The organism is Streptomyces sp. NPDC059874, assembly GCF_042731135.1.
GTDB lineage: Bacteria > Actinomycetota > Actinomycetes > Streptomycetales > Streptomycetaceae > Streptomyces.
In genome coordinates this window covers 1-22,049 of the sequence record NZ_JBHWJY010000001.1, presented here as the reverse complement: position 1 = coordinate 22,049, position 22,049 = coordinate 1, and the positions used below count along the sequence as shown (strand labels likewise).

At 71.7% G+C, this 22,049-nt stretch carries 17 protein-coding genes; 9 read left to right on the top strand and 8 right to left on the bottom strand.

The window, feature by feature from the left end; genetic code table 11:
* The first annotated feature begins 16 nt into the window (after window positions 1–16).
* The 4 genes from ACFV9H_RS00085 (at window position 17) to ACFV9H_RS00070 (ending at window position 6,115) form a co-directional block, all read left to right on the top strand.
* Window positions 17–3,001 (top strand): adenylate/guanylate cyclase domain-containing protein, encoded by a 2,985-nt coding sequence (locus ACFV9H_RS00085; protein WP_385391267.1) that lies wholly within the window; start codon window positions 17–19, stop codon window positions 2,999–3,001.
* 244 nt (window positions 3,002–3,245) lie between these two features.
* Entirely contained in the window at window positions 3,246–4,109 is an 864-nt protein-coding gene (locus ACFV9H_RS00080) for a S8 family serine peptidase (RefSeq protein WP_385391266.1), read from the top strand.
* The gene (locus tag ACFV9H_RS00075; protein WP_385391265.1) at window positions 4,106–4,744 is read left to right on the top strand and encodes a GAF domain-containing protein; all 639 of its coding nucleotides are present in this window, start codon (window positions 4,106–4,108) and stop codon (window positions 4,742–4,744) included. Before ACFV9H_RS00080 ends, ACFV9H_RS00075 begins: the two co-directional genes overlap by 4 nt.
* Window positions 4,745–4,825: 81 nt before the next feature.
* A complete protein-coding gene (locus ACFV9H_RS00070) occupies window positions 4,826–6,115 on the top strand; it encodes a helix-turn-helix domain-containing protein (protein WP_385391263.1) in 1,290 nt (429 codons plus the stop codon).
* Between the two features lie 22 nt (window positions 6,116–6,137).
* Here ACFV9H_RS00070 and ACFV9H_RS00065 read toward each other — a convergent pair whose 3' ends face one another.
* The 5 genes from ACFV9H_RS00065 to ACFV9H_RS00045 form a co-directional block, all read right to left on the bottom strand.
* A complete protein-coding gene (locus ACFV9H_RS00065; protein ID WP_385391261.1) occupies window positions 6,138–7,985 on the bottom strand; it encodes a S9 family peptidase in 1,848 nt (615 codons plus the stop codon).
* On the bottom strand, window positions 7,975–9,387 hold the full coding sequence (locus ACFV9H_RS00060) for an NAD(P)/FAD-dependent oxidoreductase (protein WP_385391259.1): 1,413 nt from the start codon (window positions 9,385–9,387) through the stop codon (window positions 7,975–7,977). The genes ACFV9H_RS00065 and ACFV9H_RS00060 overlap by 11 nt, the downstream gene beginning before the upstream one ends.
* Window positions 9,384–9,689, bottom strand: a complete 306-nt coding sequence (locus ACFV9H_RS00055; protein WP_385391258.1) for a PqqD family protein — start codon at window positions 9,687–9,689, stop codon at window positions 9,384–9,386. Before ACFV9H_RS00055 ends, ACFV9H_RS00060 begins: the two co-directional genes overlap by 4 nt.
* Complete coding sequence (gene stsB, locus ACFV9H_RS00050) at window positions 9,664–11,163, bottom strand: StsB family radical SAM/SPASM domain sactipeptide maturase (protein ID WP_385391256.1); 1,500 nt, start codon at window positions 11,161–11,163, stop codon at window positions 9,664–9,666. Before stsB ends, ACFV9H_RS00055 begins: the two co-directional genes overlap by 26 nt.
* A gap of 76 nt (window positions 11,164–11,239) precedes the next feature.
* Window positions 11,240–11,506, bottom strand: a complete 267-nt coding sequence (locus ACFV9H_RS00045; RefSeq protein ID WP_329376901.1) for a StsA-related sactipeptide RiPP — start codon at window positions 11,504–11,506, stop codon at window positions 11,240–11,242.
* A 368-nt stretch (window positions 11,507–11,874) separates the two neighbouring features.
* Between ACFV9H_RS00045 and ACFV9H_RS00040 the strand changes: the two genes are divergently transcribed.
* On the top strand, window positions 11,875–12,627 hold the full coding sequence (locus tag ACFV9H_RS00040) for a BTAD domain-containing putative transcriptional regulator (RefSeq protein WP_385391255.1): 753 nt from the start codon (window positions 11,875–11,877) through the stop codon (window positions 12,625–12,627).
* 121 nt (window positions 12,628–12,748) lie between these two features.
* Window positions 12,749–13,366, top strand: a complete 618-nt coding sequence (locus tag ACFV9H_RS00035; RefSeq protein WP_385391254.1) for a DUF4232 domain-containing protein — start codon at window positions 12,749–12,751, stop codon at window positions 13,364–13,366.
* Window positions 13,367–13,404: 38 nt separating this feature from the next.
* Here ACFV9H_RS00035 and ACFV9H_RS00030 read toward each other — a convergent pair whose 3' ends face one another.
* Genes ACFV9H_RS00030 through ACFV9H_RS00020 form a run of 3 tightly spaced genes read right to left on the bottom strand, consistent with a single transcriptional unit; the run spans window position 13,405 to window position 17,443 of the window.
* Window positions 13,405–14,604, bottom strand: coding sequence for an NAD(P)/FAD-dependent oxidoreductase (locus ACFV9H_RS00030; protein WP_385391253.1), 1,200 nt, complete (start codon window positions 14,602–14,604; stop codon window positions 13,405–13,407).
* Entirely contained in the window at window positions 14,601–16,010 is a 1,410-nt protein-coding gene (locus ACFV9H_RS00025; protein WP_385391252.1) for an FAD-dependent oxidoreductase, read from the bottom strand. The genes ACFV9H_RS00030 and ACFV9H_RS00025 overlap by 4 nt, the downstream gene beginning before the upstream one ends.
* Window positions 16,007–17,443, bottom strand: coding sequence for an FGGY family carbohydrate kinase (locus tag ACFV9H_RS00020; RefSeq protein ID WP_385391251.1), 1,437 nt, complete (start codon window positions 17,441–17,443; stop codon window positions 16,007–16,009). The genes ACFV9H_RS00025 and ACFV9H_RS00020 overlap by 4 nt, the downstream gene beginning before the upstream one ends.
* A gap of 288 nt (window positions 17,444–17,731) precedes the next feature.
* On the opposite strand from ACFV9H_RS00020, the gene ACFV9H_RS00015 reads away from it, so the two are divergent.
* The 3 genes from ACFV9H_RS00015 (at window position 17,732) to ACFV9H_RS00005 (ending at window position 21,798) form a co-directional block, all read left to right on the top strand.
* Window positions 17,732–18,712, top strand: coding sequence for a hypothetical protein (locus ACFV9H_RS00015; RefSeq protein WP_385391249.1), 981 nt, complete (start codon window positions 17,732–17,734; stop codon window positions 18,710–18,712).
* Between the two features lie 84 nt (window positions 18,713–18,796).
* Window positions 18,797–20,329, top strand: a complete 1,533-nt coding sequence (locus ACFV9H_RS00010; RefSeq protein WP_385391248.1) for an amino acid permease — start codon at window positions 18,797–18,799, stop codon at window positions 20,327–20,329.
* A 524-nt stretch (window positions 20,330–20,853) separates the two neighbouring features.
* Window positions 20,854–21,798, top strand: coding sequence for a restriction endonuclease (locus ACFV9H_RS00005; RefSeq protein ID WP_385391246.1), 945 nt, complete (start codon window positions 20,854–20,856; stop codon window positions 21,796–21,798).
* Window positions 21,799–22,049 lie beyond the last annotated feature (251 nt).

Sequence of the window (22,049 nt, the reverse complement as noted above, 5' to 3'; positions counted from 1 at the left end):
TGGAGGAGGACCAGGCATGAGCCGCAGACTGGTGGTCGTTCTCTTCCTGGACCTCGTCGGTTGGACGCGGCTCGCGGAGCGCGTCGATCCGGAGCCGTTGCAACAGCTCCTCGATGAGTACTACGAGATCTGCTCGACCGCGGTGGAGGAACACGGCGGGGTCGTCGAGAAGTTCATCGGTGACGCCGTCATGGCGGTGTTCGGCGCGGACACCTCCCAGGAGGACGACGCCCTGCGGGCGCTGCGCGCGGCCACGCACATCCGCGCCGAAGTCCGTGACCTGCGCACTCCGGCGGCCGACGCGGCGCCGGTCGAGGTCCATTGCGGGATCGCGGCCGGCGAGGCCCTGGTGACGCGCTCGGTCCGGGCCGGCATCCGCCTCGTCGGCGACGTGGTCAACCTCGCCGCGCGCCTGCAGTCCGTGGCGGTCGCCGGGGAGATCATCGTCAACGAGACCGTGGCGCACCTGGCCCGCCCGCACTACACCATGGCTCCGGTGCTGCCGGTGACGCTGAAGGGCAAGGCCGAGCCCGTTCCGGTGCTGCTGGTGACCGGCGAGGCCGCCGACGGCGCCGTCGAGGGGGGTGGCGACGGCTCACCCATGGTGGATCGCAGGGCCGAACGGCACCGCCTGCGGCAGATCTACCACCGGGTGGCCCGCGATCGGCGGCCGGAACTGGTGACCGTGCTCGGGCCACCGGGCATCGGCAAGACCCGCCTGGTCAGGGAGGCCGTGGACGACCTCGTCGCGGCCGACTCGGGGACCGTCGCCGTCTTCGGCAGCTGTCCGTCGTACGGCACGAACGGGAACCACGCGGCACTCGTCGAAGTACTGGACGCGCTGACGCGACAGGCGCCGGCCGGCGCGGAGTTGCTGCGGTCGGACGCCCGGATCGCCGGGGTGCTCGGCAGTCTGCGCGACGCCTCGCTCTCCCGCCTCGCCGACTCCGTCCCCGGTCCGGGTGTGGAGGAGGTGTCCTGGGCGACGCGCGAACTGCTCACCGCCGCGGCTTCCGGCCCGCTCGTCGTGGTGTGGGACAACCTCGCGTGGGCGGGGCAGTCGCTGCTGCGGCTGATCGACGAGCTGAAGGGCAGTCTCCCGGGCATCCCGCTGCTCATGGTCTGCGTGTCCAGACCGGAGCTCTCGGGGCCCGACGGCTCCTGGTTCCGGGACGACGACGTGATCGACGTCGGCGCGCTGGTGCCGATCGACAGCGCGCGACTGGCGATGTCGCTGGCCGGGCGCAGCAGCGGCGACGAGGTGGAACTGCACGACCTCGACGTGGTCGACCGGGTCGCCGTGTACAGCGCGGGCAATCCGCTGTACATCCGGCTGATGATGGACTGGCTGAGGGACGGCCGGACCCTCGACGAGGTGCCACCGACGATCACCGCCATGGTGGGCGCGATGATCGACCGGTTACCCGCGCCGGCCCGGCGGCTGTTGGGAGCGGCTTCCGTGATCGGTCCGACGTTCACGCTGGAGCAGCTCGCGCTGCTGGGCGAGGAAGTGCCGGCGGCGAACGTCGAGGCCCTCGCGGCACGGCGGCTGTTCCAGGCGACGGCGGAGGAGGGCGGCTACCGCTTCGTCCAGCAGCCGGTGCACGAGGTGGCGTACGGCAGGCTGGAGAAGGAGCAGCGCATCACGTGGCACCGGCGGCTGGCCGAGCGCGGTTTCAACCCCGGTTTCCACCTGGAGGCGGCCACGCGGCTGCTCGGCGGTCTGCGCCCGGACGACGCGGAGCTGCCGCACCTGGCCCGGCGGGCGGCCGAGGCGCTGCTGGGCGAGGGGACCGTGGCGCTCCGGCAGCGGGACGTGCCCACCGCGATCGGACTGCTCGAACGAGCCCTCATGCTGGCGCCGAACGGGCCGGACCGGTGGCGGTCGGTCGCGGCCATCCGTCTCAGCGACGCCCTGATGCTCTCCGGGGACACCCGGAGAGCGCTGGACGTGGCCGCGGACGGCGCCCGGCAGGGCCCCGACGGCGAGGGGCAGCGGCCCTGCCAGGTGCAGCGGTACCTGTTGGCGGCGCGACTCGGCAAGGTCACCGCGGCCCACGTCGAGAAGCTCCGGGGCGAACTGGACGGCGACGAAGTCGACGCCGGCGCGCCGGACCGGTTCGCCTGGTGCCGGTTCGAGCAGCTGCGGATGCTGCTCCACCTGGACCACGGTCGGTTCGGGGCGGCCGAGGAAGCGGCGTGCGCCGCGCTCGCGCACGCCCGGGCCATCGGTGACGCGTACGAGGAGGACCGCCTCCTGGTGGCCCTGTGCGAGGTCCGGCAGTGGTCGCCGACTCCGATGGCGGAGAAGCTGTCGGGCTGCGCGGAGCTCCTCGAACGGTTCGCCGCCGACCGGTTCCTGGCACTGCCCGCGCTGGCCGCCCGGGCCCGCTGCCTGGCGCTGACCGGGGACCGCGCCGGGGCGCGCTCGGCACTGGCCGAGGCCGAATCCGTCGTGGCGCAGCTGCGGCTGACCATGGGGCGCGTCCTGGTCGATCAGGTGGCCGGTCTGGCCGCCTCGCTGGAGGGTGAGCACGGGGAGGCCGAGCGGCGTTTCCGCGGCGCGGCGGACGCGCTCGCGCAGGCCGGTTACATCCCGGTCGCGCTGACCATGCGGGTGCAGGCGGCCCGCGAGTGTGCCCGTCGCGACGAGAAGGACGGCGGGGCGGGCGGCGGGGCGGGTGAGGCCGCCGGCCTGATCGCGCGGCTCCTCGAACGGCGCGACGAGATGGACGTACGGGGGCGGATCCTGTGCATGGCGGCAGCCGTGCTGATCGCCGCCGAGGAGGGCCGGGCCGACGCGATGCGCGCCGAGACGCTGACCCTGCTGGAGGACATCGACGACCCGTGTCTGCGCGGCGAGGTCCTCTTCGACCTGGCCCGGGCCCACCGCCTGCTGGGCGAGACGTACGAGGCCGGGGTCCTGGCCGGGCTCGCCGCCGACAGCTACCTCGCTGTCGGTGCGACGAACCCTCTGAAGGCGGTGCGGGAATGGATTTGAACCCTCCCCCGGCTGCTGCGGGGGGATTCCTGGCTCACGCTGCCTGCGGGTCTACGGCTCGGCGGGTCTTCCGCGATCAACACCGGCCGGGTTGGAACCAACCCGGTTCGGTACGGCAAAGCTTGGAGGTGCATGTGCCGTCTTGGTTCTCGATCGGCACGGTGTGCGCGCTTGGTTCTCGCAACGCACGACGCGCGCCTCACCCGATCACGTGGGCGGTCTTTCGCGTCCTCGGAGACATCCGGTGAACGACGTGCCCTGGCGGCGCGAACGGATGCCGCACCTGTTGGGTATGCCCGCGTGGAGCATGTCCGCCGACGGTGATCCCGGCGAGCCCGTGCCGACGGCCCTGTTCGACGGGATCGGCCCGCGCTGGGCCTGGGAGGGCGCGGACGGCGAGGGCATACGCGTCTGTGTGCTCGACAGCGGTGTCGACGCGACGCATCCGCTGGTCGGGTCCGTGGACCGGGCGTGGCAGGTGGTGACGGCCGAGGGCCGGGCGCCGCGCGTCGAGGAGTGCGAGCCCCTCGACGGCGCGGGCCACGGGACGGCGTGTGCCGGGATCATCCGCGGTATCGCCCCCCGGGTCTCGCTCAGCTCGCTGAAGGTCCTCGGCGACGGCAGGTCCGGCAGCGCCTCGGCACTGATCTCCGGTCTCGCCTTCGCGATCGAGGAGGGCTTCGACGTGGTCAGCATGAGCCTGTCGACGACCAGGGTCGAGTTCCGCGACCGGCTGGCCGAGCTGTGCGACCGTGCCTACTTCCGCCGTACGACCGTGGTGGCGGCGGCGCACAACCTGCCCATCGAGAGCTTCCCGTGGAACTTCTCCTCAGTGATCTCGGTCGCCAGCCATGCCGAGCCGGACGGCATGCGCTTCTACTACAACCCCGCGCCGCCGGTCGAGTTCCGGGCCCGGGGGGTGCGCGTGCCGGTGGCGGGGCAAGGCGGCGGCACCGTACTCAACACCGGCAACAGCTTCGCTGCACCGCACATGGCCGGGATCGCCGCGCTCGTCCTGAGCAAGCACCCGTGGCTCACGCCGTTCCAGCTCAAGAGCGTCCTGTATCACTGCGCCGCGAACGTATCGGTCCAAGGAGGCGGAGAATGAAGCCCTGGTCGCACGATCTCATGGCCACCGAACGCCGGCTGCTGCAGTCTGTCGTCGCGGTGGCCCGGTACATCTACGGAGCCGCCGCGTCATCGGTGTTCATGGTCAGTCCCGACACCGGTGAGCTGATCTTCGCCGCGGTCGCCGGCGAAGGCGAACAGGGCCTGGTCGGCAAACGCTTCGACGCCGGTACCGGCATCGCCGGCTGGGTGGCGGCCAGCGGCCAGCCCCTGATCACGGACAACGTGGCGGGCACCGCCCAGTTCGCCGGTGACGCCGCGGCCTCCACCGGCTACGTTCCCGCGAGCATCATGGCCGCCCCGCTCATCGCGGACGGGGAGTGCATCGGCGTCATCGAGGTGTTGGACCGCCACACCCACGACGCGAACGCCCCCGGCCGGGAGCTCGACGACATCGAACTGCTGGGTCTGCTCGCCACGCAGGCCGCGCTGAGCCTCGCGTTGCTGCGGCGCGGCGAGCAGGCGGCGAGCGCGGCGCCGCGCATGGGCGATCTGGTGGCGCGGCTGTCGGAGCACGCGGTCATGGACTCGTCCGACCCGCTGGCCGTCTCGTTGCTGAGCATCTCGCTGGACCTGTTGGACCGGCGTGCGCACCCGGCCTCGAAGTCGGGCTGACCGCAGCCGGAGACGGCCGGCAGACGGGCCGGCGACGGAGCGGAGACGCCGGCGGAACGGGCCCCGCCTACGCTCCCGCGCATGGTCAACACAGCCGAGGTCGAGGCACCGTCCTTTCCCGAACTGCTGCGCCACAAGCGTGTCCAGGCGGGGCTCACCCAGCGGACGCTGGCCGACCTGTCGACGATCAGTCCGCGGACGATCCGCGCTCTGGAGTCGGGCCGGGTGAACGCGCGGACACAGACCGTGCGCCTGCTCGCGGACGCCTTGCGGCTGGAGGGCGTGACCCGGGAGCTGTTCGTCAGCGCGGGCCTGGGCGGGCAACGGCAGGGTCCGGCCGAAGTCGATCCCTGCCTCGCGGTGCCCAGGTCCGTCAACGCCCTGCTCGGGCGCGACGTCGAGGTGCGGGCGATGGTGGGCGCCCTGGCGTCGGACCACCGGCGCATGATCTCCCTGTCCGGGCTTCCCGGAACGGGCAAGTCGCGGGTGGCCGCGGAGGTGGCGGTCCGGCTGAGCTCGCGCCGCGGGTGGCCGGTGCTGTGGATCGGGGCGGGCACGGTGGACCCGGGCGGTCACGGGGCGGCGCTCGGCTCCCTGCTGAAGTCGTTGCGGCTGCTCGTGGAATCGGGTGCGGAGGACGTTTCCACGGTCTGCCGGCTCATCGGCCGGCACGAGGTGCTGCTGGTCCTCGACGGGGTCGCCGACGCGAGGAGCCCGGTCGGCGTGGAGGAGTTACTGGCGTACTGTCCGGGCATCCGCGTGGTCAGCACGTCACGGGCGCCGTGGCACGTCCCGGGCGTCCAGGGAACCGTGGTCCCGCCGCTGGCCACGCCGGAACCCGAGGGGGACCGGGCGAGGTCGCTCGACGCCCTCGTCGGTGTGCCGTCGGTGCGGCTGCTCGTGGACCGGCTCTCGGAGGTCCGACCGGGGTTCGCGCTCGGCCGGGCAGACGCCGGGGCGGTGGTGCGGCTGTGCCGGAGGCTGGACGGTCTGCCCGTCGCGCTGGAGGCGGCGGCCGCCGGATTCGGCGTGCTGGGTCTGCGGCAGCTCGCGGACCTGCCGGAGGCGGACCTGCTCGATCTGCCGGTGGCGACGCGGTCCGCCGGTGGTCACGAGACGATCGGCGGCTTGATCCGGTCCGGCTTCGAGCAGCAGGACGCCGTTCGCCGCGCGATCCTCCGGGAGCTGGTGGACCTCGACCGGGCGCCGACGGTCTCCGAAGCCGCCGAGGCACTGCGCCGGCCGCTGAACCGGTTGGTGGACGATCTGGGCCCGCTGATGGGCTGTGGCCTCGTCCGGGCGTCCCACGAGGAGCCGGAGACCCGCCTGTACCTGCCGAACCTGCTGCGGGCGGTCTTGACCCGGCAGTGACGGCGACGGCCCACCGGACACGTCACGCCATGTGCGCGGCGAGGAATCGTTCGACCGCGGCGTAGTACGCCTGCCGGTTGGCGGGCCGGGCCAGACCGTGGCCTTCGTCGGGGAACAGCAGGTACTCGTGCGGAAGGCCCTTGGCCGCCAGCGCCGCGACGATCTGCTCGGCCTCCGCCCTGGGCACGCGGACGTCGTTCGCGCCCTGGACCACCAGGATCGGAATGCGGATGTCGTCGACCCTCGACAGCGGAGAACGCGCCCACAGCATGTCGCGCTCGGATTCCGGATCGCCGACGTTGGCGTGCATGAACGACTGCAACGGCGTCCGGGTGGGCGCCCCGGCCGCCAGCATCGTCAGCAGGTTCGACGGAGCGCACAGCGCTATCGCGCAGGTGAACACGTCCGGGGTGAACGCCGCACCGACCAGCGCGGCGTAACCCCCGTACGAGCAGCCCATGATCGCGACCCGGGAGGCGTCGATCCCGCCGTCCGCGACGAGATGGCCGAGGGCGTCCAGCAGATCGGTCTGCATGGCGGCGCCCCACTGCTTGGCGCCCAGGTTGCGGAAGTGCTTGCCGTAGCCCGTGGAACCCCGGAAGTTGACCTGGACGCAGGCGTAGCCGCGGTTGGCCAGCAGTTGCGCCTCCTCGTCGAAGGCGAAGGTGTGCCGGGCCCAGGGTCCGCCGTGTACGTTCACCACCGCCGGCAGGCCGCTGCGCGGGACGCCGGGCGGCCAGGTCACGTAGCCGTGCACCGTGACCCCGTCGCGCGCGGCGAACTCGAAGGGCTCCATCCGGGCCAGCCGGTACCGCTCCAGCTCGCGCTGGTGGCTGAAGAGGTACCGCAGCCGGCCGGCGGGCCGGTCGTAGACGTAGTAGAGGACGGGACCGGCACCGGTCACCACCGAGACCGTCCACAGACGGTCGGAGCGGTCGGTGCGGTCGACGTAGATCTCGCCGTCGATCTCCTGGAGCGCGAGCTCACCGCGGATCCGCCCGAGGTCCTTGCCGAAGCCCTCGTCGAGGAAGACCCACTCGTCGCGGTCCTTCGCGAACAGCACGGCCTGCGGCCTGCGGGTCACCGGGTCCATCTCGACCTGCTTGACGTCGTGGACCGGGTCGTGCGCGAGCAGGGTCCGACGTCCGGTCGCGACCTCGACCTCGTACAGGCGGCCCGCGTTGGCCCCGATGGAGGACAGGAGGTGGCAGGTGGCGCCGTCGCGCGCGAAACCGATGACGCGCGTCCCCATGGCGTCCTCGTAGGGCACTTCGAGCCAGGGCGGCGAGCCGTCCGGTCCGTCCGGCGGGTCGAGGAAGACGGCCGTGCCGCCGTCGGGCTTCATCCTCGTGCCGCCGCGGACCCGCAGGTCGGTGTCGATGATCCAGCTCAGATAGCCCGGATTCTCCGCGACCTTGGTGAGCCCGCCCGTCACCAGATCCAGGCTGTAGACGTCGTGCAGGGCCGGGCGGTCCTTGTTCAACCCGAGCAGCACGGTGGTGGGGTGCCAGCGGTTGTGCGCGAGCACGCGCGCCTGCACACCGTCGAACGGCGTGGCGCAGCGCTCCTCTCCGGAGACGAGATCGACGAGGTACACCCGCCGGTTCTCGTCGCCGTTCTCGTCGCGCAGGTAGAACAGCGTGCGGTCGTCGTGGCAGAGGCCGTACGTCCGGATGCCGCGCCCCCGGTCGTGCGTCACGACCGTCGCCTCGTCCGGCCGGTCCACCGGCGCCACCCATACGTTCAGCACGCCGTCGTCGGGAGCCAGGTAGAGCAGACGCGTCCCGTCCGGCGAGATCTCCGGCACGAGGTACGAGGGGTTCCCGAACAGGACGGACTGCGGAATCAGCGGTACGGCTTCAGTCGTCACGGCTCTCTTCCCGGGTGGGTTGCTGATGGCTGCGCCCCGAGAACCACCACTCGGAGAGCCGGGGAAACTGCGCGACCGCCCCGTCGGTGTCGAGCGGCGGGTTCGGGCCGGCGGACGGGAACCGCGGGACGGACGGGTCCGCGGCGACCAGCGGGGGAACCAGCGTCTGGGCACGGAAGAGCCGGGTCATCAGCGCCGGGCTGCCGAGCACGGCCTCGGACATCCTGGCCCGCACCCGCTGCTGTCCGACGGTGGACGCGGAGCCGTGCGAGCCGGCCCGCACCACGCGGTCCTGCTCCGTGGCCATCCGCCACGACCTGTCCGCCACTTCCGCCACCGCGGTCTGGACGGCGGGAAGGACGGAGGGTGCGGCGCCCCGCTCCGCCAGCTCGAGATCCAATCGCACGGCGCTGAGCAGTGCGACCGACATCCCGTGCGAGTAGACCGGATTCACCGCGGTCAGCGCGTCACCGACGACCAGGAAGCCCTCGGGCACGGGTCGTCGTTCGAAGAACCTCCGGCGGTTCGCGGTGGCACGGTACGGTCGCACTCCCCCGAGGGGTTCGGCGGCCGCCAGGAGTTCCGCCACGATCGGTGAGCGCAGCGACTTGGCGCAGTCGGCGAATCCCTGCGCGTCGGTCGGCGGTGTGGCGGCCCGCGTGCCGGTCAGGGTGACGATCCACCGGTCGTCCTCGATGGGGAACAGCGTCGCGCCGTACGCCGGCACGCCGTTCGACGGGCGGGGGTGCACCATGAGCGCGGGCATCCCGGCGGTGAGGCCGGCGGGCGCCCGGTAGATCCGGGTGGAGTACGCGAGCCCCGGGTCGACGACCTCCTCCTCGACGTCGGGCCCCCCGATCCCGGCCAGCCACCGTCCGGCCCGCGACCGTCGGCCCGTCGCGTCCACCACGAGGTCGGCGCGGAGGGTTTCGCCGGCGCCGTCCTCGCCCGCGACCACGACACCGGTGACCCGCGAGGCGTCTCCGGCGAGTCCCAGGACGCGGGTGCGCTCCCGTACCGTCACCGCGCCGTCGGCCAGCGCCCGCTGTCGGATCACGTGGTCCATGAGCCAGCGACTGCACGAGACCAGGTAGGCGCCGGTGTCGTGGCGCCGGAACCAGCCGTCGGCGCTCAGGATCAGCGCGTCGTCGGGCAGGCCCCTGCGGTGCGCCCCCTGGCCGAGGAGCGCCCGCAGGGTTCCCGGGAGGAGCGTTTCCAGGGCTTCGGCCCCGGCGGTCACCAGCACATGGCTGTGGAACGCCTGGGGCACCCCCGACCGGACATCCGGGCCCACCGGGTAGCGGCCGCCTTCGACCACGGTGACGTCGTCGACGTGCCTGGAGAGCACCTTGGCCACCAGGACGCCGGCGAAGCCCCCGCCGAGCACGACGGCCTTGGTCATGCCCGCGCGGCCGACTGGTCCGCTTCCGTCTCCCGGAGCAGCTCGGCCTCGACCATGGACGTGATGAACGCGTCCACTTCCGCGCGGATGCGGGCCGTCATCACGGGGTTGTGGCCCGCGAACAGGAGGGACAGCTTGTGGATGACCGTCTCCCGGTCGCCGTCCTCCTCCACGAGCGCCCAGATCTGGGCGGCGGTCGCGTTCAGGGTGCGGAACTCACCGGACTCGGTGTGGTAGAGCGAGATGCCCTCTCCGCTCTCCTGCCAGATGACCGCGTCATTGATGCTGATGTGCGGGGACATCGCCCGACCTCCTGTTCACCGGCATGATGGGAATCAGTTCGCCGACCTTGATCGCGGGCTCGGGGGTGCGTGCCCAGGTCTTCCACTGCTCGTGGACCGCGTGCACCTCGCCGGTGGCGACCATGCGGGGGATCGTCATGTCGAGGTCCTTCAGGGCGAGCTCCGCGCGGCTCACCCCGGTCTCCTGCCAGAGTTGCGTGGTGATGCCGTGCCGCAGGATCCGGCACAGGTGCCGGCTGTTGCGCCGCAGGTCCCCGGACTCCGACATGTGCGCGGCCCGGCAACCGCCGCCGCAGTTGGCCTTGATGTAGCACTTGTCGCAGTCGGCGTGGAACTCCCCGCCGTACACGGTGCTCTTGCGCATCGCGCTCAGCACGGGACCGGCGAACATCTCGGACAGCCGCTGCTTCCTGATGTTGCCGGCGTACTCCCCCTTGCCGGTGACGAGCTTGCACGGGTACATGTCACCGAGGGAGTTGATGTAGATCTCGTTGCCGCCCATCCCGCAGTTGCCCTTGACCGAGCACGCGGTGACCGGCCTCGGCCCGTCCGGCTTGAACTTGCCGGCGACCGGCGAGGTCCAGACGAGCTGCTGCACCCGCAGGTGGTCCTGCCATCCGAAGTCGTACTCGTCGCCGACGCCCCGGCCCAGGTCGTTGTGGTTCATGAGGCGGACGCTGTGGATCTCGATCCCGTCGAGGAACGACGCGAAGTCCTCCAGCTCGTCGACGTTGTCCGAGGTGACGATGTGGTTGATGGCCGGCGTCACGCCCGCGTCGTTGAGCAGTTGGATCGCCCGGTGGGTCTTGGCGAACGCGCCCTTTCCGCGGGTGCGGTCGTGCGTCTCGGCCGTGCCTCCGTCGAGACTCACCGTGACCATGTTGAACAGCTCGGCGAACCGTTTCGCCGTCGCCTCGGTCCGGATCATCGTCGCGTTGGTGATGACGTTCGACTTCAGCCCGCTGCGGTTGGCGTGCTCGACGATCCGGAAGAGGTCCTTGCGGAGCATCGGCTCGCCGCCGGTGAAGACGATGGTCTCGCTGCCGAAGTCGGCGATCTGCGAGACGAGGTCCATCGACTCGGCGGTGTCGAGCTCGCCCGGAAGGCACTTCTCGGACGACGCGTAGCAGTAGGGGCAGCGGAGGTTGCAGCCGTCGGTGATGGCGTAATAGGCGATGCGCAGGGGTGCTTCCCCGAGCCTGACCGTGGGCTTGTTGCCGTTGAAGTAGACGATCCAGTTCAAGATGAGCTTGGCAAGGACGCGCTCCGTCTCGTCGCTGGGCTCCAGCGACGGCTGTTCCCCGCGGGCCTGGGCCGCGGCCAGGTCGCGGAGGACCCGGAACTCACGTCCGGTGAGGACGCACCGGGCGGCCACTTCCGGGTTGACCACGAGGTGGTCCTCGCCGTGCACAAAGTAGGTCAGGTCCTTCGGTACGTCGAACAGCGACAGGTTCCGGACCAGATTCCCACGCATCGCGCCTCCTTATCCGGGCGGGCACGGGCGCGGCCCGACGTCAACGACCGTCGGACCCCGCCCGTGAACTGTCGTACTACTGGGCCGCCTCGCCGGAGCCGGACCAGAGGCCGCAGGCACACAGCATGGCGGCGTCGAAGCCCTCCTTCGTGGCCTCGGGCGAGGACCATTCCTGGGAGTGCGCCACCACGTCGGGGAGGATCGCCGCAAGGCGGTTCTTGGTCGAGATGAGGACGTGGGTCTCCTCGGGAGTCAGGCTGGCGTAGAACTCCTCGAGTGCGGGTGCCATCGTGCCGCCGATGACGCCGGCGGCGCGGAGAGACTCCAGGGAGTTGAAGCTCATGTTTCCAACCCTTCGCTGTCACGATCGATACGGGGACGCCACCGAGACTGCGCGCGGCGGATCGGTGAAACAACCCCACGAATGTGGGTTGTGCCGGAGGCATGGCCGGGCCATACGCGCGCGGGCGGCGAGGCTTCCGGCGAGGCGCGCGGCACCCCGTCGGGCCGCTTGTCCGGCAGGGCGTCAGGCACCGGATCAGGGCAGCGGGAACCGGCCACGCGGGGGTGTTGACGATCTCCATGCCGTGCCTCACGCTCATACCACAGCTCTTGTGAAGCTCATGTGAAGCGACCGTGGAAATCAGCACCGGAGATCAACGCCACGCCCAGTCGGCGGCCAATGGTCCGTCGGACGACCCGAGAGGTGCGATGAACCCCACAGGCTTCGGCATCGTGCACATATCGCTGCTGCCAGGCTTCGTCTGCCGAACGGATCAGCGGGTCGCCGACCTGAGCGACATCCAGCAGCGGCTCGTCGCGGCTCTGGTGCTCAGCGAACGCCCGATGCGGCGCTGCGACCTGGCCGCGCGACTGTGGCCCGACGTCCCGCCCGCTCGGGCAGCGGCCCGATTACGCCAAACCCTGTGGCGCCTGAACCAGGCCACGTGCGGGGGGCTGTTGGAGACCACGCACACCACCATCTCCCTTGCCGACCACGTGGAGGTGGACTACAGGACGGCCGCACGGCTGATCTCGGCGGTGTCGAGAACCGGTGGAGCGGCGGTCGGCGGCGACTGGTTGCCCCACGCGTGGAGCGTGCTGCGGCACCCGCTGCTGTACGGCTGGGACCACGACTGGCTCGTGCCGTACCAGGAGAAGTGGAAGCTGCAACGCGTCCAGACGCTCGAGCGGCTTGCCGAGACGTTCCTGCAACGCCGGCAGCACTCCACGGTGCTCGAACTGGCCGACGCCGCGGCCCAGGCCGATCCCCTGCGGGAGGGCCCCCGGCGGATAGCCGTCCAATCGTGCCTGCACGTGGGCGAAGTCGCCGACGCGCACCGCCGCTACCGCCACTACCGCGAGCTGCTGTTCTCGGAGCTCGGCGTGGCCCCGAGCGGCGCCATCCCGCAACTGCTGAAGCAGGACCGCGAACGCCAACTCGCCTTGGCGGCGGAGTACTGACCTCGCGGACGGGAAAACCGTGGTGGACTCGGCGACGGACCGTCACCATTCTGTGAAGCCCCAGCGGGACGCTGATGCTCAGCCGGCGCATTTCGCGCCCCGCATTCAGGGGAGCAACACCATGAGCAACGTACGCAGTGCCGCTGTCGTCCTCGCCGCCCTCTCCGTCCTGGCCCTGACCGCCTGTGGGCCCACCGAGGACGACGCGGCCGGCGGCGCTCCGAGCCCGACCCCGACGAAGTCCACCGCCCCGACCCCGGCGAAGCCGTCCGCGTCGCCGAGCAAGGGCCCGTCGAGCAAGGCCCCGTCGACCGACCCCGACTTCGACGTCTTCCCGTGCAACACGAAGGACCTGAAGTTCACCGCGAGCCTGGCGGAACCCACGACCAGCAGCTACCTGCTGAAGATCACCAACAAGGGCACCAAGCCGTGCAAGGCCCTGGGCCACCCGATCGTGACCTTCGGCGATCTGGACGGACAGGCCACGGAGCGGGGCACGGCCCCCGGCATCGAGGCCGCGCTCAGGCTCGCCCCGGGCCAGTCGGCCTACGCGGGGCTCATGGGCGGCACGAACGACGGCAAGGGGAAGACCGTCAACTCGATCGCGATGACCATGAACACGGAGTCCGATCTGGTGCAGACACCGCTCAAGGCGTCGACTCCCGGCCTGTACGTCTCGCCCGACAAGAATTCCGTGACCCCGTGGGTCGACAACGCGGAGGACGCACTCAGCCTGTAGGGGCCGCGCCCGGGACCGCGGCACCGGTCGGGCCCGCCTCAGCCGATGTCCACCACGACCGGACCGCCCGCCCGGTCGACCCGGGCCGTCCACCCCGGCGGCAGCCGCAGCGACCGGGACGGGGACACCGGGCCCACCACCCGCCGCCGCCACAGCGGACGGCCGTCCTGGGTCACCGTCACCACCGGGCCGGTCAACCGCTCCCCGGACCGCAGCAGCAGCGGCCGCACGGCCGTGCCCGTGAGCCGGTTCGGCGTCACCCACAGGAGCGGGGCCCGGACCTCCAGCGGCGGCCCCGGCGCCGGCCAGGGGGCGCCCGCCAGGTGGGCCAGCACCGGGGCCGCCGCGGCGGCGCCCTCCCCGGCCGCGGTGGCCGCGCGTTCGATGCCGTGGAGGGCGTTGCCGACCGCGAAGACGCCCGGCGTCGCCGTACGGAAGGACGCGTCCACGCCGGGGCCCCGGGTGCCGGGGTCCAGCGGGACGCCCCCGCGGCGGGCCAGCTCGTGATCGGGTATCCAGTCGCCGGTGAAGACCACCGTGTCGCAGGCGAGGACCCCCGCCCGCCCGTCCCGATGGCGGACGACCACGCCGGTGAGCCGGCCCCGGCCGCGCAGTTCACCCACCGTCGTCGCCGTGAGCAGCGGCACCCCCGGCACCGCGACGGCCCGCGGGTGTTCGGTGATCATCGCCACCACGTAGGTACCCGCCCGCCGCAGCGTGCCCACCGCGTGCCGGGCCACCGGCTCGGCGCCCACCACCACGGCCCGTCGGCCGACGGACAGCCCGTACCGGTGGACCGACTGCAGCAGCTCCCCGGTGGTCAGCACCCCCTGCGGGCGGGAGCCCGGAACCAGCCGGGCGCTGCGGGGGCGTTCCCGGGCGCCCGTGGCGAGGACCACGGCGCGGGCCGTGATCCGCTCCAGGCCCGCCGGGCTCGTGGTCTCCAGGGACAGCGGGCCGGTCCAGCCCGTGGCGGTGACGCCGGTGCGGACCTCGGCCCCGGCGGCGACCGCCGCCTCCACCGCACGCCGCGCGTACTCGGTCCCCCGGAGCCAGGGGCGCGGCGGCCGGCCGAATCCGCCGTGGTGGAGGTGGCGCGGCATCCCGCCCGCGTCCTGCTCGCGTTCCAGGACTTCGACCCGGCCGGCGCCGGCGGCCGCCAGCCGGGCGGCCAGGGCCAGCCCGGCGGGGCCGGCTCCGACGACCAGTACGTCGACCTGCACGCCCGTACGGTTCACCGGCGGGCCTCCTCGAACAGCGCGCGGACGGCGGCCCCGCAGTGGAAGCCCTGGCAGCGGCCGCCCCGGGCGCGGGTGCGCCGCCGCAGGCCGTCGAGCGACCCGGGCGGGACGGTCCCGGCGAGCGCGTCGCGGATCTCCCCGCGGGTCACGCGCTCGCAGTGGCAGACGATCCGGCCGTACTCCGGGTCCGCCGCGATCATCGCCGCGTCGCGGTACGGGCGGGGGAAGGCCTCGCCGAGGTTCGGCATCCGCACCGGCTCCAACTCCCGTGCGCCGGCCACCGGCAGACCGCCGTCGGCGAGCAGCTCCACCACGTGCGCGGCGATCGCCATCGAAGCGGTCAGACCGGTGGAGCGGATCCCGCCCACGGTGACGTAGCGCTGTTCGGGATGTGCCCGGATCGCGTAGTCCTCCTGGCCGGTGGCCGCCCGCAGCCCGGCGTAGACGGCGGTGACCTCCTCCTCCAGGAGCGCCGGCAGGATCCGCCGGCCCTTCTCCCGCAGCAGCCGGAGCCCTTCGGCGGTCGAACCGGTGGCCGTCTTGTCGTCCAGGTCCTCGGCGGTCGGCCCGAGCATCACGTTGCCGTACACGGTGGGCGTGACCAGCACTCCCTTGCCGCGCGCGTCCGGCACCGGCAGCAGGATGTGGCGTACGAGGCCGCGGGCGAGTTCGTCGAAGACGATCAGCTGGCCGCGCCGGGGCGTCACGGTGAAGTCCGCGTGCCCGAGGAACCGGTCGATCTCGTCGGCGTACAGGCCCGCCGCGTTGACCAGGTACCGGGTGCGCAGCGGGCCCCGGCCGGTGGTCAGTACGTGCGGTTCGCCCTGGCCACCCGGAGCGACCGACCGCACGGGGCAGTCGAGGTGCAGGTCGACACCGGCCCGCACGGCCTGCGTCGCGTACGCGAGGGTGGTCGTCCAGGGGCAGATGATCGACTCGTCCGGCACGTGGAGCGCGCCCAGCACGCCGGTCCCGAGCTCCGGCTCACGGGCCCGCACCTCCCCCGCCGGGAGGATCCGCGCCGAGCCGTAGCCGTTGCGTACGGCCTTGTCGGCGAGGCCAGGCAGCGCCGCGAGCTGCTCCTCGTTCCAGGCGACGAGCAGGGCCCCGAGCGGTTCCACCGGAATGCCGCTGTCGGCGGCGTACGAGCCGAGCAGCCGCTGCCCCTCCCGGACGAGCCGGGACTCCAGGGAGCCGGGCACGGCGTCGAAACCGGTGTGCAGGATGGCGGTGTTGGCCTTGGAGGTTCCGTCGCCCACGTCGTCGGACGCGTCGACCAGCGCGATCCGCAGGGGAAGTCGGGCCAGTTCGCGGGCGATGGCCGAGCCCACCACGCCGGCGCCGACGACCGTCACGTCGTACGCGTCCCCGCCGGGCAGCGGGCCTGCGGTGGTGACGGTCATGCCGGTCCGTCGAGCAGGGCCGACACCGCCGTACGGAACCGGGCGCGGCGCTCCGCCGCCTGCCCGGCTCCGGCCCTCGGCTCGTAGACGGCGGACGGCTTCCACTCCGGGACGGCCTCGTGCACGGTGAGCGAGGGGTCGAGCCCCAGCCGGGCGACCGCCCCCACGCCGAGCGCGGTGACGTCCGGCAGCGCCGACACCTCGACGGGGATCTGCAGCAGGTCGGCCTGTGCCTGCATGAGCAGCGCGGACCTGGTCAGCCCGCCGTCGACGCGCAGGGTGGCCGGCGGGGCGCCCAGATCGGCGGCGACCGCGTCCGCGAGCTCCGCCACCTGCGCGGCTATGCCGTCGCACAGCGCGCGCACGAGGTGCCCGGCGGTGGTGTCGAGGCCGAGGCCGGTGACCGAACCCCGCAGGTCGCCCCGCCACCACGGGGCGGCGAGCCCGGCGAGCGCGGGCACGAAGGTGACGCCGCCGGCGTCGGGGGCGGTCCCTCCCACGGTGTCGATGTCCTCGGCGCCGGAGATCACGCCGAGGTCGGTGAGCCACCGTACGGCGGAAGCGGCCGTGTACACCTGCCCGTCCAGGCAGTAGCTGGTCTCCCCGCCGAGCCGCCAGGCGACGCAGCCGACGAGTCCGGAGGTGCTGCGGCGGGGGCGCGGGCCGGTCTGCGCGAGGAGGAAGGCCCCGGTGCCGTAGGTGCACTTGGCGGCGCCGGGCTCGGTGACGCGCTGCGCGAGCAGCGCGGCCTGCTGGTCGACGAGCAGCCCGGTCAGCGGCAGCGGGGGCCCGAAGGCGGTGGTGGTGGCGACGTGGGTGTCCGCGTCCACGACTTCCGGCAGCCGCTCGCCGGTGAGGCCGAAGACGTCGAGCGCCGCCGGCGACCAGTCGACGGTGTCGAGGTCCAGCAGCTGGGTGCGGCCGGCGGTCGCCGCATCGGTGACGAAGGCGCCGGTGAGCCGGTGCACCAGCCAGACGTCGCTGGTCGTCACGACTCCCCGCCGGGTCAGGTTCCGGCGTATCCAGGCCATCTTCGGCGCGGCGAAGTACGGGTCGAGCGGCAGTCCCGTCCGTTCCCGCAACAGTGCGGCGTGCGGGGCCAGTTCCGCGCACAGCTGCTCGGCGCGGCGGTCCTGCCAGACGATCGCGTCGGTCAGCGGCTCACCGCTCGCCGGGTCCCAGGCGAGTACGGTCTCGCCCTGGTTGGCCAGACCCACCGCCGCCACCGGCTCTCCGGCCGCGGCCAGGGCGGCGCGCCCCGCGTCGACGACCGAGTCGAGCAGCTCGCGGGGGTCGACCTCCACGCGGCCGCCCGGCAGGTACCTGGGCCGCACGGGAGCCGAGGCGGAGCCGATGACCCCCCGCACGGGACAGATGACGAGGGCCTTGGTTCCCGACGTGCCCTGGTCCACAGCGAGCACCGGGCCCGTCATCACCACTCCGTCCCTGGTATCGGCATGCTTGATCGTCGCTCGGAAGCCTTCACCAGCGGACTCCGCCCGTCAAGATCCTTCCGGGCGGCGGCCGTTCGATCTGACGTGAATTCATATCTTGAATGTGGCTTGATAGTTGCATTTGAAAAGATCCATGCCTCGAACGCTCACAGTCGCCCTATAGTGATCGCCGATCACCAGGCGCGACGGCCATGCGATGCGAGGACCTATGACCACGACCACCGCGAGACGCGCCCGCCCCGCCCACCCGTCGACCGGGACGAGGTGATGGCGGGCAGCGACTTCCGGCCCGTCTACCACCCCGCCGGCCACGACAACGAGTTACGCGTCGCCGTGCAGGACCTTCGCACCGGCCGCTGGCTGTCGATGGCGCACTTACTGGACCGCACCGACGACTGGGGGCTGTGGACCCAGCGCACCCAGGTGCTCGCCGCGGTCGCCGCCGGATCGGACGTGGTCGAGGCGTGGCGGGCCGAGGAACCGCACAGCGTCGCCGGATCCGTCATGTACACCCGTGTCGTCGTCGAACGGGCCGTCCGCGCCCACCGCGCACGGCACCCCCGCACGCACGAGCTGTGGCGCCAGGCGTGGGCGGCCTGCCAGGACGCCGCCGCGCTCAGCCCCGCCGATCCCGTCCCCTGGGTCTGCCTGCTCGCCCTCGCCCTCCTCGACGAACACCGCTCGCTGCACGAGCACCGGCTCCCACCACCCGTCCTGATGCTGCCCCCCGGCCCCTGGGGCATCCTCGCGCAGGCCGACAAGCGCGACCCGCACAACCGCGAGGCGTACCACCGGATGCTCCAGTTCGTGTGCGCGGGCACGCCAGGACCGCTCATCGAGGCCGCCAACTTCGTTCAGTGGGCGTCCGGTTCGGCTCCTGCCGGGTCGCCCGTCCACGTCCTGCCGCTCTACCTGAGCGTCGAGCGCTACCGCCGCGAGCGCGGGCAGGAGAAGGCGCTCGACCTCCACTGGGTCGCCGACGACGCCGTCCGAGACGCCGGTCACGCCCTGGACACCTGGTTCCGGTACGCCGACCGGCGCCGCGCCTCCCCGCTCGATCTGAACCATCTCGCCCATGCCTTGTGGGGAGCCAACCGGTTCGGTGAGGCGGCCCAGGTCTTCGACGCGATCGACCGGTACTGGACCACCCTGCCGTGGGCCTACCGGACCCGCGATCCGGCGGACCAGGAACGGGCCGCGGAGGTCTTCCTCCGGGCCCGGTCCCGCAGCCTGGCCGACCGGGGCTGACCCCCGCCCCGCGGCGCCCACACCCCACGCCCCACCCCCCGCTCACCGTCCCCTGGCTCCACCGACCCCCGGAGGTACCCCGCCATGTCCCGAACCGCGCCGACCGTCCGCCCGGACAGCAAGGCCCCACCCCGGCAGGACGAAGAGGAACGGCTCAGGGAGCTCGGCTACCAGCCCGTCCTCGCCCGCCGGATGGGCGGCTTCGGCAACTTCGCCATCAGCTTCTCCGTGATATCCGTCCTGTCCGGCTGCATGACGCTGTACGGCTTCGGCCTGGGCACCGGCGGTCCCGCCGTGATGCTGTGGGGCTGGGTCGGCGTCGGCCTGTTCGTGCTCTGCGTGGGTCTCGCCCTGGCCGAGGTGACCAGCGCCTACCCCACCTCGGGGGCGCTCTACTACATGGCCGACCGGCTCGGCGGACGCCGCTGGGGCTGGTACACGGGTTGGCTGAACCTGCTCGGTCTCCTCGGCGCGATCGCCGGGATCGACTACGGCGCCGCCCTGTTCACCGGCGCCTTCCTCAACCTGCAGTTCGGCTTCGTGCCGACACCCGGCTCGACCTTCCTGATCTTCCTGTGCATCCTGCTGCTGCACGCCGTGCTCAACCTCTTCGGCGTCCGTCTCGTCAGCGTGCTCAACTCCATCAGCGTCTGGTGGCACCTGGCCGGCGTCGCCGTGATCGTCGGCGCCCTGGCCTTCGTCCCCGACCACCACCAGTCGCCCTCGTTCGTCTTCACCGAGTTCGTCAACGACACCGGCTGGGCCAACCCGTTCTACGTGGCCGCCGTCGGCCTGCTGCTCGCCCAGTACACCTTCTCCGGGTACGACGCCTCGGCGCACCTCTCGGAGGAGACCTCCAACGCCTCCGTCTCCGCCGCCAAGGGCATCGTCCGGGCCATCTGGGTCTCCTGGATCGCCGGGTTCGCGCTGCTCGCGGGCCTCACCTTCGCCATCCAGGACTACGCGACGGTCCAGAGCAGCGCCACCGGTGTCCCGCCGGCCCAGATCTTCCTCGACGCCCTGGGCTCCGGCGGCGCCACCGCCCTGCTCCTCGTCGTCATCGTCGCGCAGCTCTTCTGCGGCAACGCCGAGGTCGCCGCCGCGAGCCGGATGGTCTTCGCCTTCAGCCGCGACAACGCGCTCCCCGGCTCCGCCCTGTGGCGCAAGGTCAGCAGCCGGACGCAGACACCGGTCCCGGCCGTCTGGCTCTCGGTGGCCGCCGCGGGCGTCCTCGCCCTGCCCTCGCTCTACTCCGCCACCGCCTACGGGGCCGTGACCGCCATCAACGTCATCGGCATCACCCCGGCCTACGCCATCCCGATCTACCTGCGCCTGCGCGCCGGCAACCGCTTCCAGCCCGGCCCGTGGAGCCTGGGCCGCTGGAGCAAGCCGATCGGGTGGATCGCCGTCGTCTGGGTGGCCGTCGTCACCGTCCTGTTCTGCCTGCCGCAGAAGTCGCCGGTCACCATCGACTCCATGAACTACGCGGTGATCGCCCTGGCGGTGGTCCTGGTCCTGGCCAGCGTCTGGTGGTGCGCCGCCCGGCGCTCGTACGGAACCCCGTCGGCGTACGGCAACGCCCGGGAACAGGCCGAGATCGCCGAGGGCATCGTCTGAGCACCCACGCGCGCTCCGTCGGACGGAGCGCGCGTACCGCTCCCCGAGAACGACCGAGGGGCCGTTTCAGATCGCTCTGAAACGGCCCCTCGGTCTACGACTCTTACGAGTCGGGACGACAGGATTTGAACCTGCGACCCCTTGACCCCCAGAAGCTGACGCCCAGTCCTGTCCGTCCACCCAGTCCGTGGAGTCTGGTAAACGTCCAGGTCAGCGCGCCGTGCTCCGTGTGGCGAGTCGAGGCCCGTGACACATCGGTGACACGGTCACGTCCGGCGAGCACCCGCCGCGCGTCACCAGAGCCTCCAGGAAGCGCGGTGTCGCCGCGGTCGGCTTGTTGATCAGCGGGAGACGAGCGCCTTCCTAGTGGATCTACGCGCCCCTACGTGAGGCCATACCGATCGGACAGCATCGCGGGGTCTGCGACCGATCCAGTTCCGCCATACGGGCAGATCACCAGCTTCTTGCGCGCTACGGTTACCGCTTGGTGACCATGAGTGGTGGTGTGTGCAGGAGGGGGCCGGATGCACGACGACAGCGACCGCAGGAAGACAATCAACCCGAGCGCGTACCTGGCGCTTGTGGAGGGTCTGACACACATCTTCTGGAACAAGGGTCCCTACGAGCTGTACCTCCGAGCGATGCTGCGGGACCACAGCGAGCTTCTGTCACAACTCGACTTCGGAGCCACCAAGCGCGAGGTCTCCGGTCAGCTGGTCAACCTGCTACGAGCCAACGAGGTTCGCTACGTGGATGTGACTGTCGCCCTCATGCTCGATATCGCTGCCATGGAGACCTTCCCCAACCTGACGAGCCAGGTTGACGGTGACGTCATGGTGGCCAAGGCCAAAGCAGCTGTGGCGGAGCTTCGTCGCTGGACGGCTAAGCAGCAAGCAGTGATCCAGGAGCACGAAGCACATGCTCGGGTCATTGCCCAAAGCGCCAAGGAGGCTCAGGACGGGCGCGCGTTCGCTCAGTCCCACGAGGAGCTGAAGCAGCGCTTCCTGCTCATGCACGGAGCCGGCGACCCGCACAAGCGCGGAACCGCCTTCGAGGGCTTCATCAACGAACTGTTCGCTCTGTACGACCTGGAGCCGCGGGCGGCATACAGCCTGGCCCACGAGCAGATCGACGGGGCGTTCGCCTTCAACACCGACCACTACGTCCTTGAGGCGAAGTGGTGGAAGGAGGCCATCGGCCGGCGGGAGCTCGACGTATTCAAGGCCAACATCGAGCGCAAGGGCAAGAACACGCTTGGGCTCTACGTCAGCATGAGCGGGTACAGCTCCGATGCCTTGGCGGTCTACAGCTACAGCACACCGTTCATCACGATGGACGGCCTCGACTTCATGGCCGTCCTTGACCAGCGCATCCGACTGGACGACCTTCTCGACCGCAAGAAGCGCCACGCCAGCCAGACGGGTCACTGCTACCTGCCTGTGGCTGAGGTGCTCGCCGGCGCGGAGTGATCAGGACAGGAGACACACGCTACCTGGCACTGGGTTCGCCCCAGATGACTCACACGAGCCATCCGGGGCAGTGCGGCCCTGGTCGTACTGCGTCCCGCAAGGGGGCACCGGGACCTATCCCGCACGCTCCATTCTGGTGCGGGCTGGGAGCAAGCTTAAGGGCTGTCCCGTAACTGCTGGTCACGGGTGAGATGATCTTGCGGTGGCTGGTGTGATCACGGCGTCTGAGCCGTCCTGGATAGCCCCGTTCA

What these genes read in the sequence shown, in the direction of transcription:
- ACFV9H_RS00020 (WP_385391251.1), bottom strand. Translation starts at nt 17,443, where the DNA reads ATGACGGGCCCGGTGCTCGCTGTGGACCAGGGCACGTCGGGAACCAAG.
- ACFV9H_RS00040 (WP_385391255.1), top strand. Translation starts at nt 11,875, where the DNA reads ATGAACCCCACAGGCTTCGGCATCGTGCACATATCGCTGCTGCCAGGC.
- ACFV9H_RS00085 (WP_385391267.1), top strand. Translation starts at nt 17, where the DNA reads ATGAGCCGCAGACTGGTGGTCGTTCTCTTCCTGGACCTCGTCGGTTGG.
- ACFV9H_RS00025 (WP_385391252.1), bottom strand. Translation starts at nt 16,010, where the DNA reads ATGACCGTCACCACCGCAGGCCCGCTGCCCGGCGGGGACGCGTACGAC.
- ACFV9H_RS00015 (WP_385391249.1), top strand. Translation starts at nt 17,732, where the DNA reads ATGGCGGGCAGCGACTTCCGGCCCGTCTACCACCCCGCCGGCCACGAC.
- stsB (WP_385391256.1), bottom strand. Translation starts at nt 11,163, where the DNA reads ATGCGTGGGAATCTGGTCCGGAACCTGTCGCTGTTCGACGTACCGAAG.
- ACFV9H_RS00055 (WP_385391258.1), bottom strand. Translation starts at nt 9,689, where the DNA reads ATGTCCCCGCACATCAGCATCAATGACGCGGTCATCTGGCAGGAGAGC.
- ACFV9H_RS00005 (WP_385391246.1), top strand. Translation starts at nt 20,854, where the DNA reads ATGCACGACGACAGCGACCGCAGGAAGACAATCAACCCGAGCGCGTAC.
- ACFV9H_RS00075 (WP_385391265.1), top strand. Translation starts at nt 4,106, where the DNA reads ATGAAGCCCTGGTCGCACGATCTCATGGCCACCGAACGCCGGCTGCTG.
- ACFV9H_RS00045 (WP_329376901.1), bottom strand. Translation starts at nt 11,506, where the DNA reads ATGAGCTTCAACTCCCTGGAGTCTCTCCGCGCCGCCGGCGTCATCGGC.
- ACFV9H_RS00060 (WP_385391259.1), bottom strand. Translation starts at nt 9,387, where the DNA reads ATGACCAAGGCCGTCGTGCTCGGCGGGGGCTTCGCCGGCGTCCTGGTG.
- ACFV9H_RS00010 (WP_385391248.1), top strand. Translation starts at nt 18,797, where the DNA reads ATGTCCCGAACCGCGCCGACCGTCCGCCCGGACAGCAAGGCCCCACCC.
- ACFV9H_RS00035 (WP_385391254.1), top strand. Translation starts at nt 12,749, where the DNA reads ATGAGCAACGTACGCAGTGCCGCTGTCGTCCTCGCCGCCCTCTCCGTC.
- ACFV9H_RS00070 (WP_385391263.1), top strand. Translation starts at nt 4,826, where the DNA reads ATGGTCAACACAGCCGAGGTCGAGGCACCGTCCTTTCCCGAACTGCTG.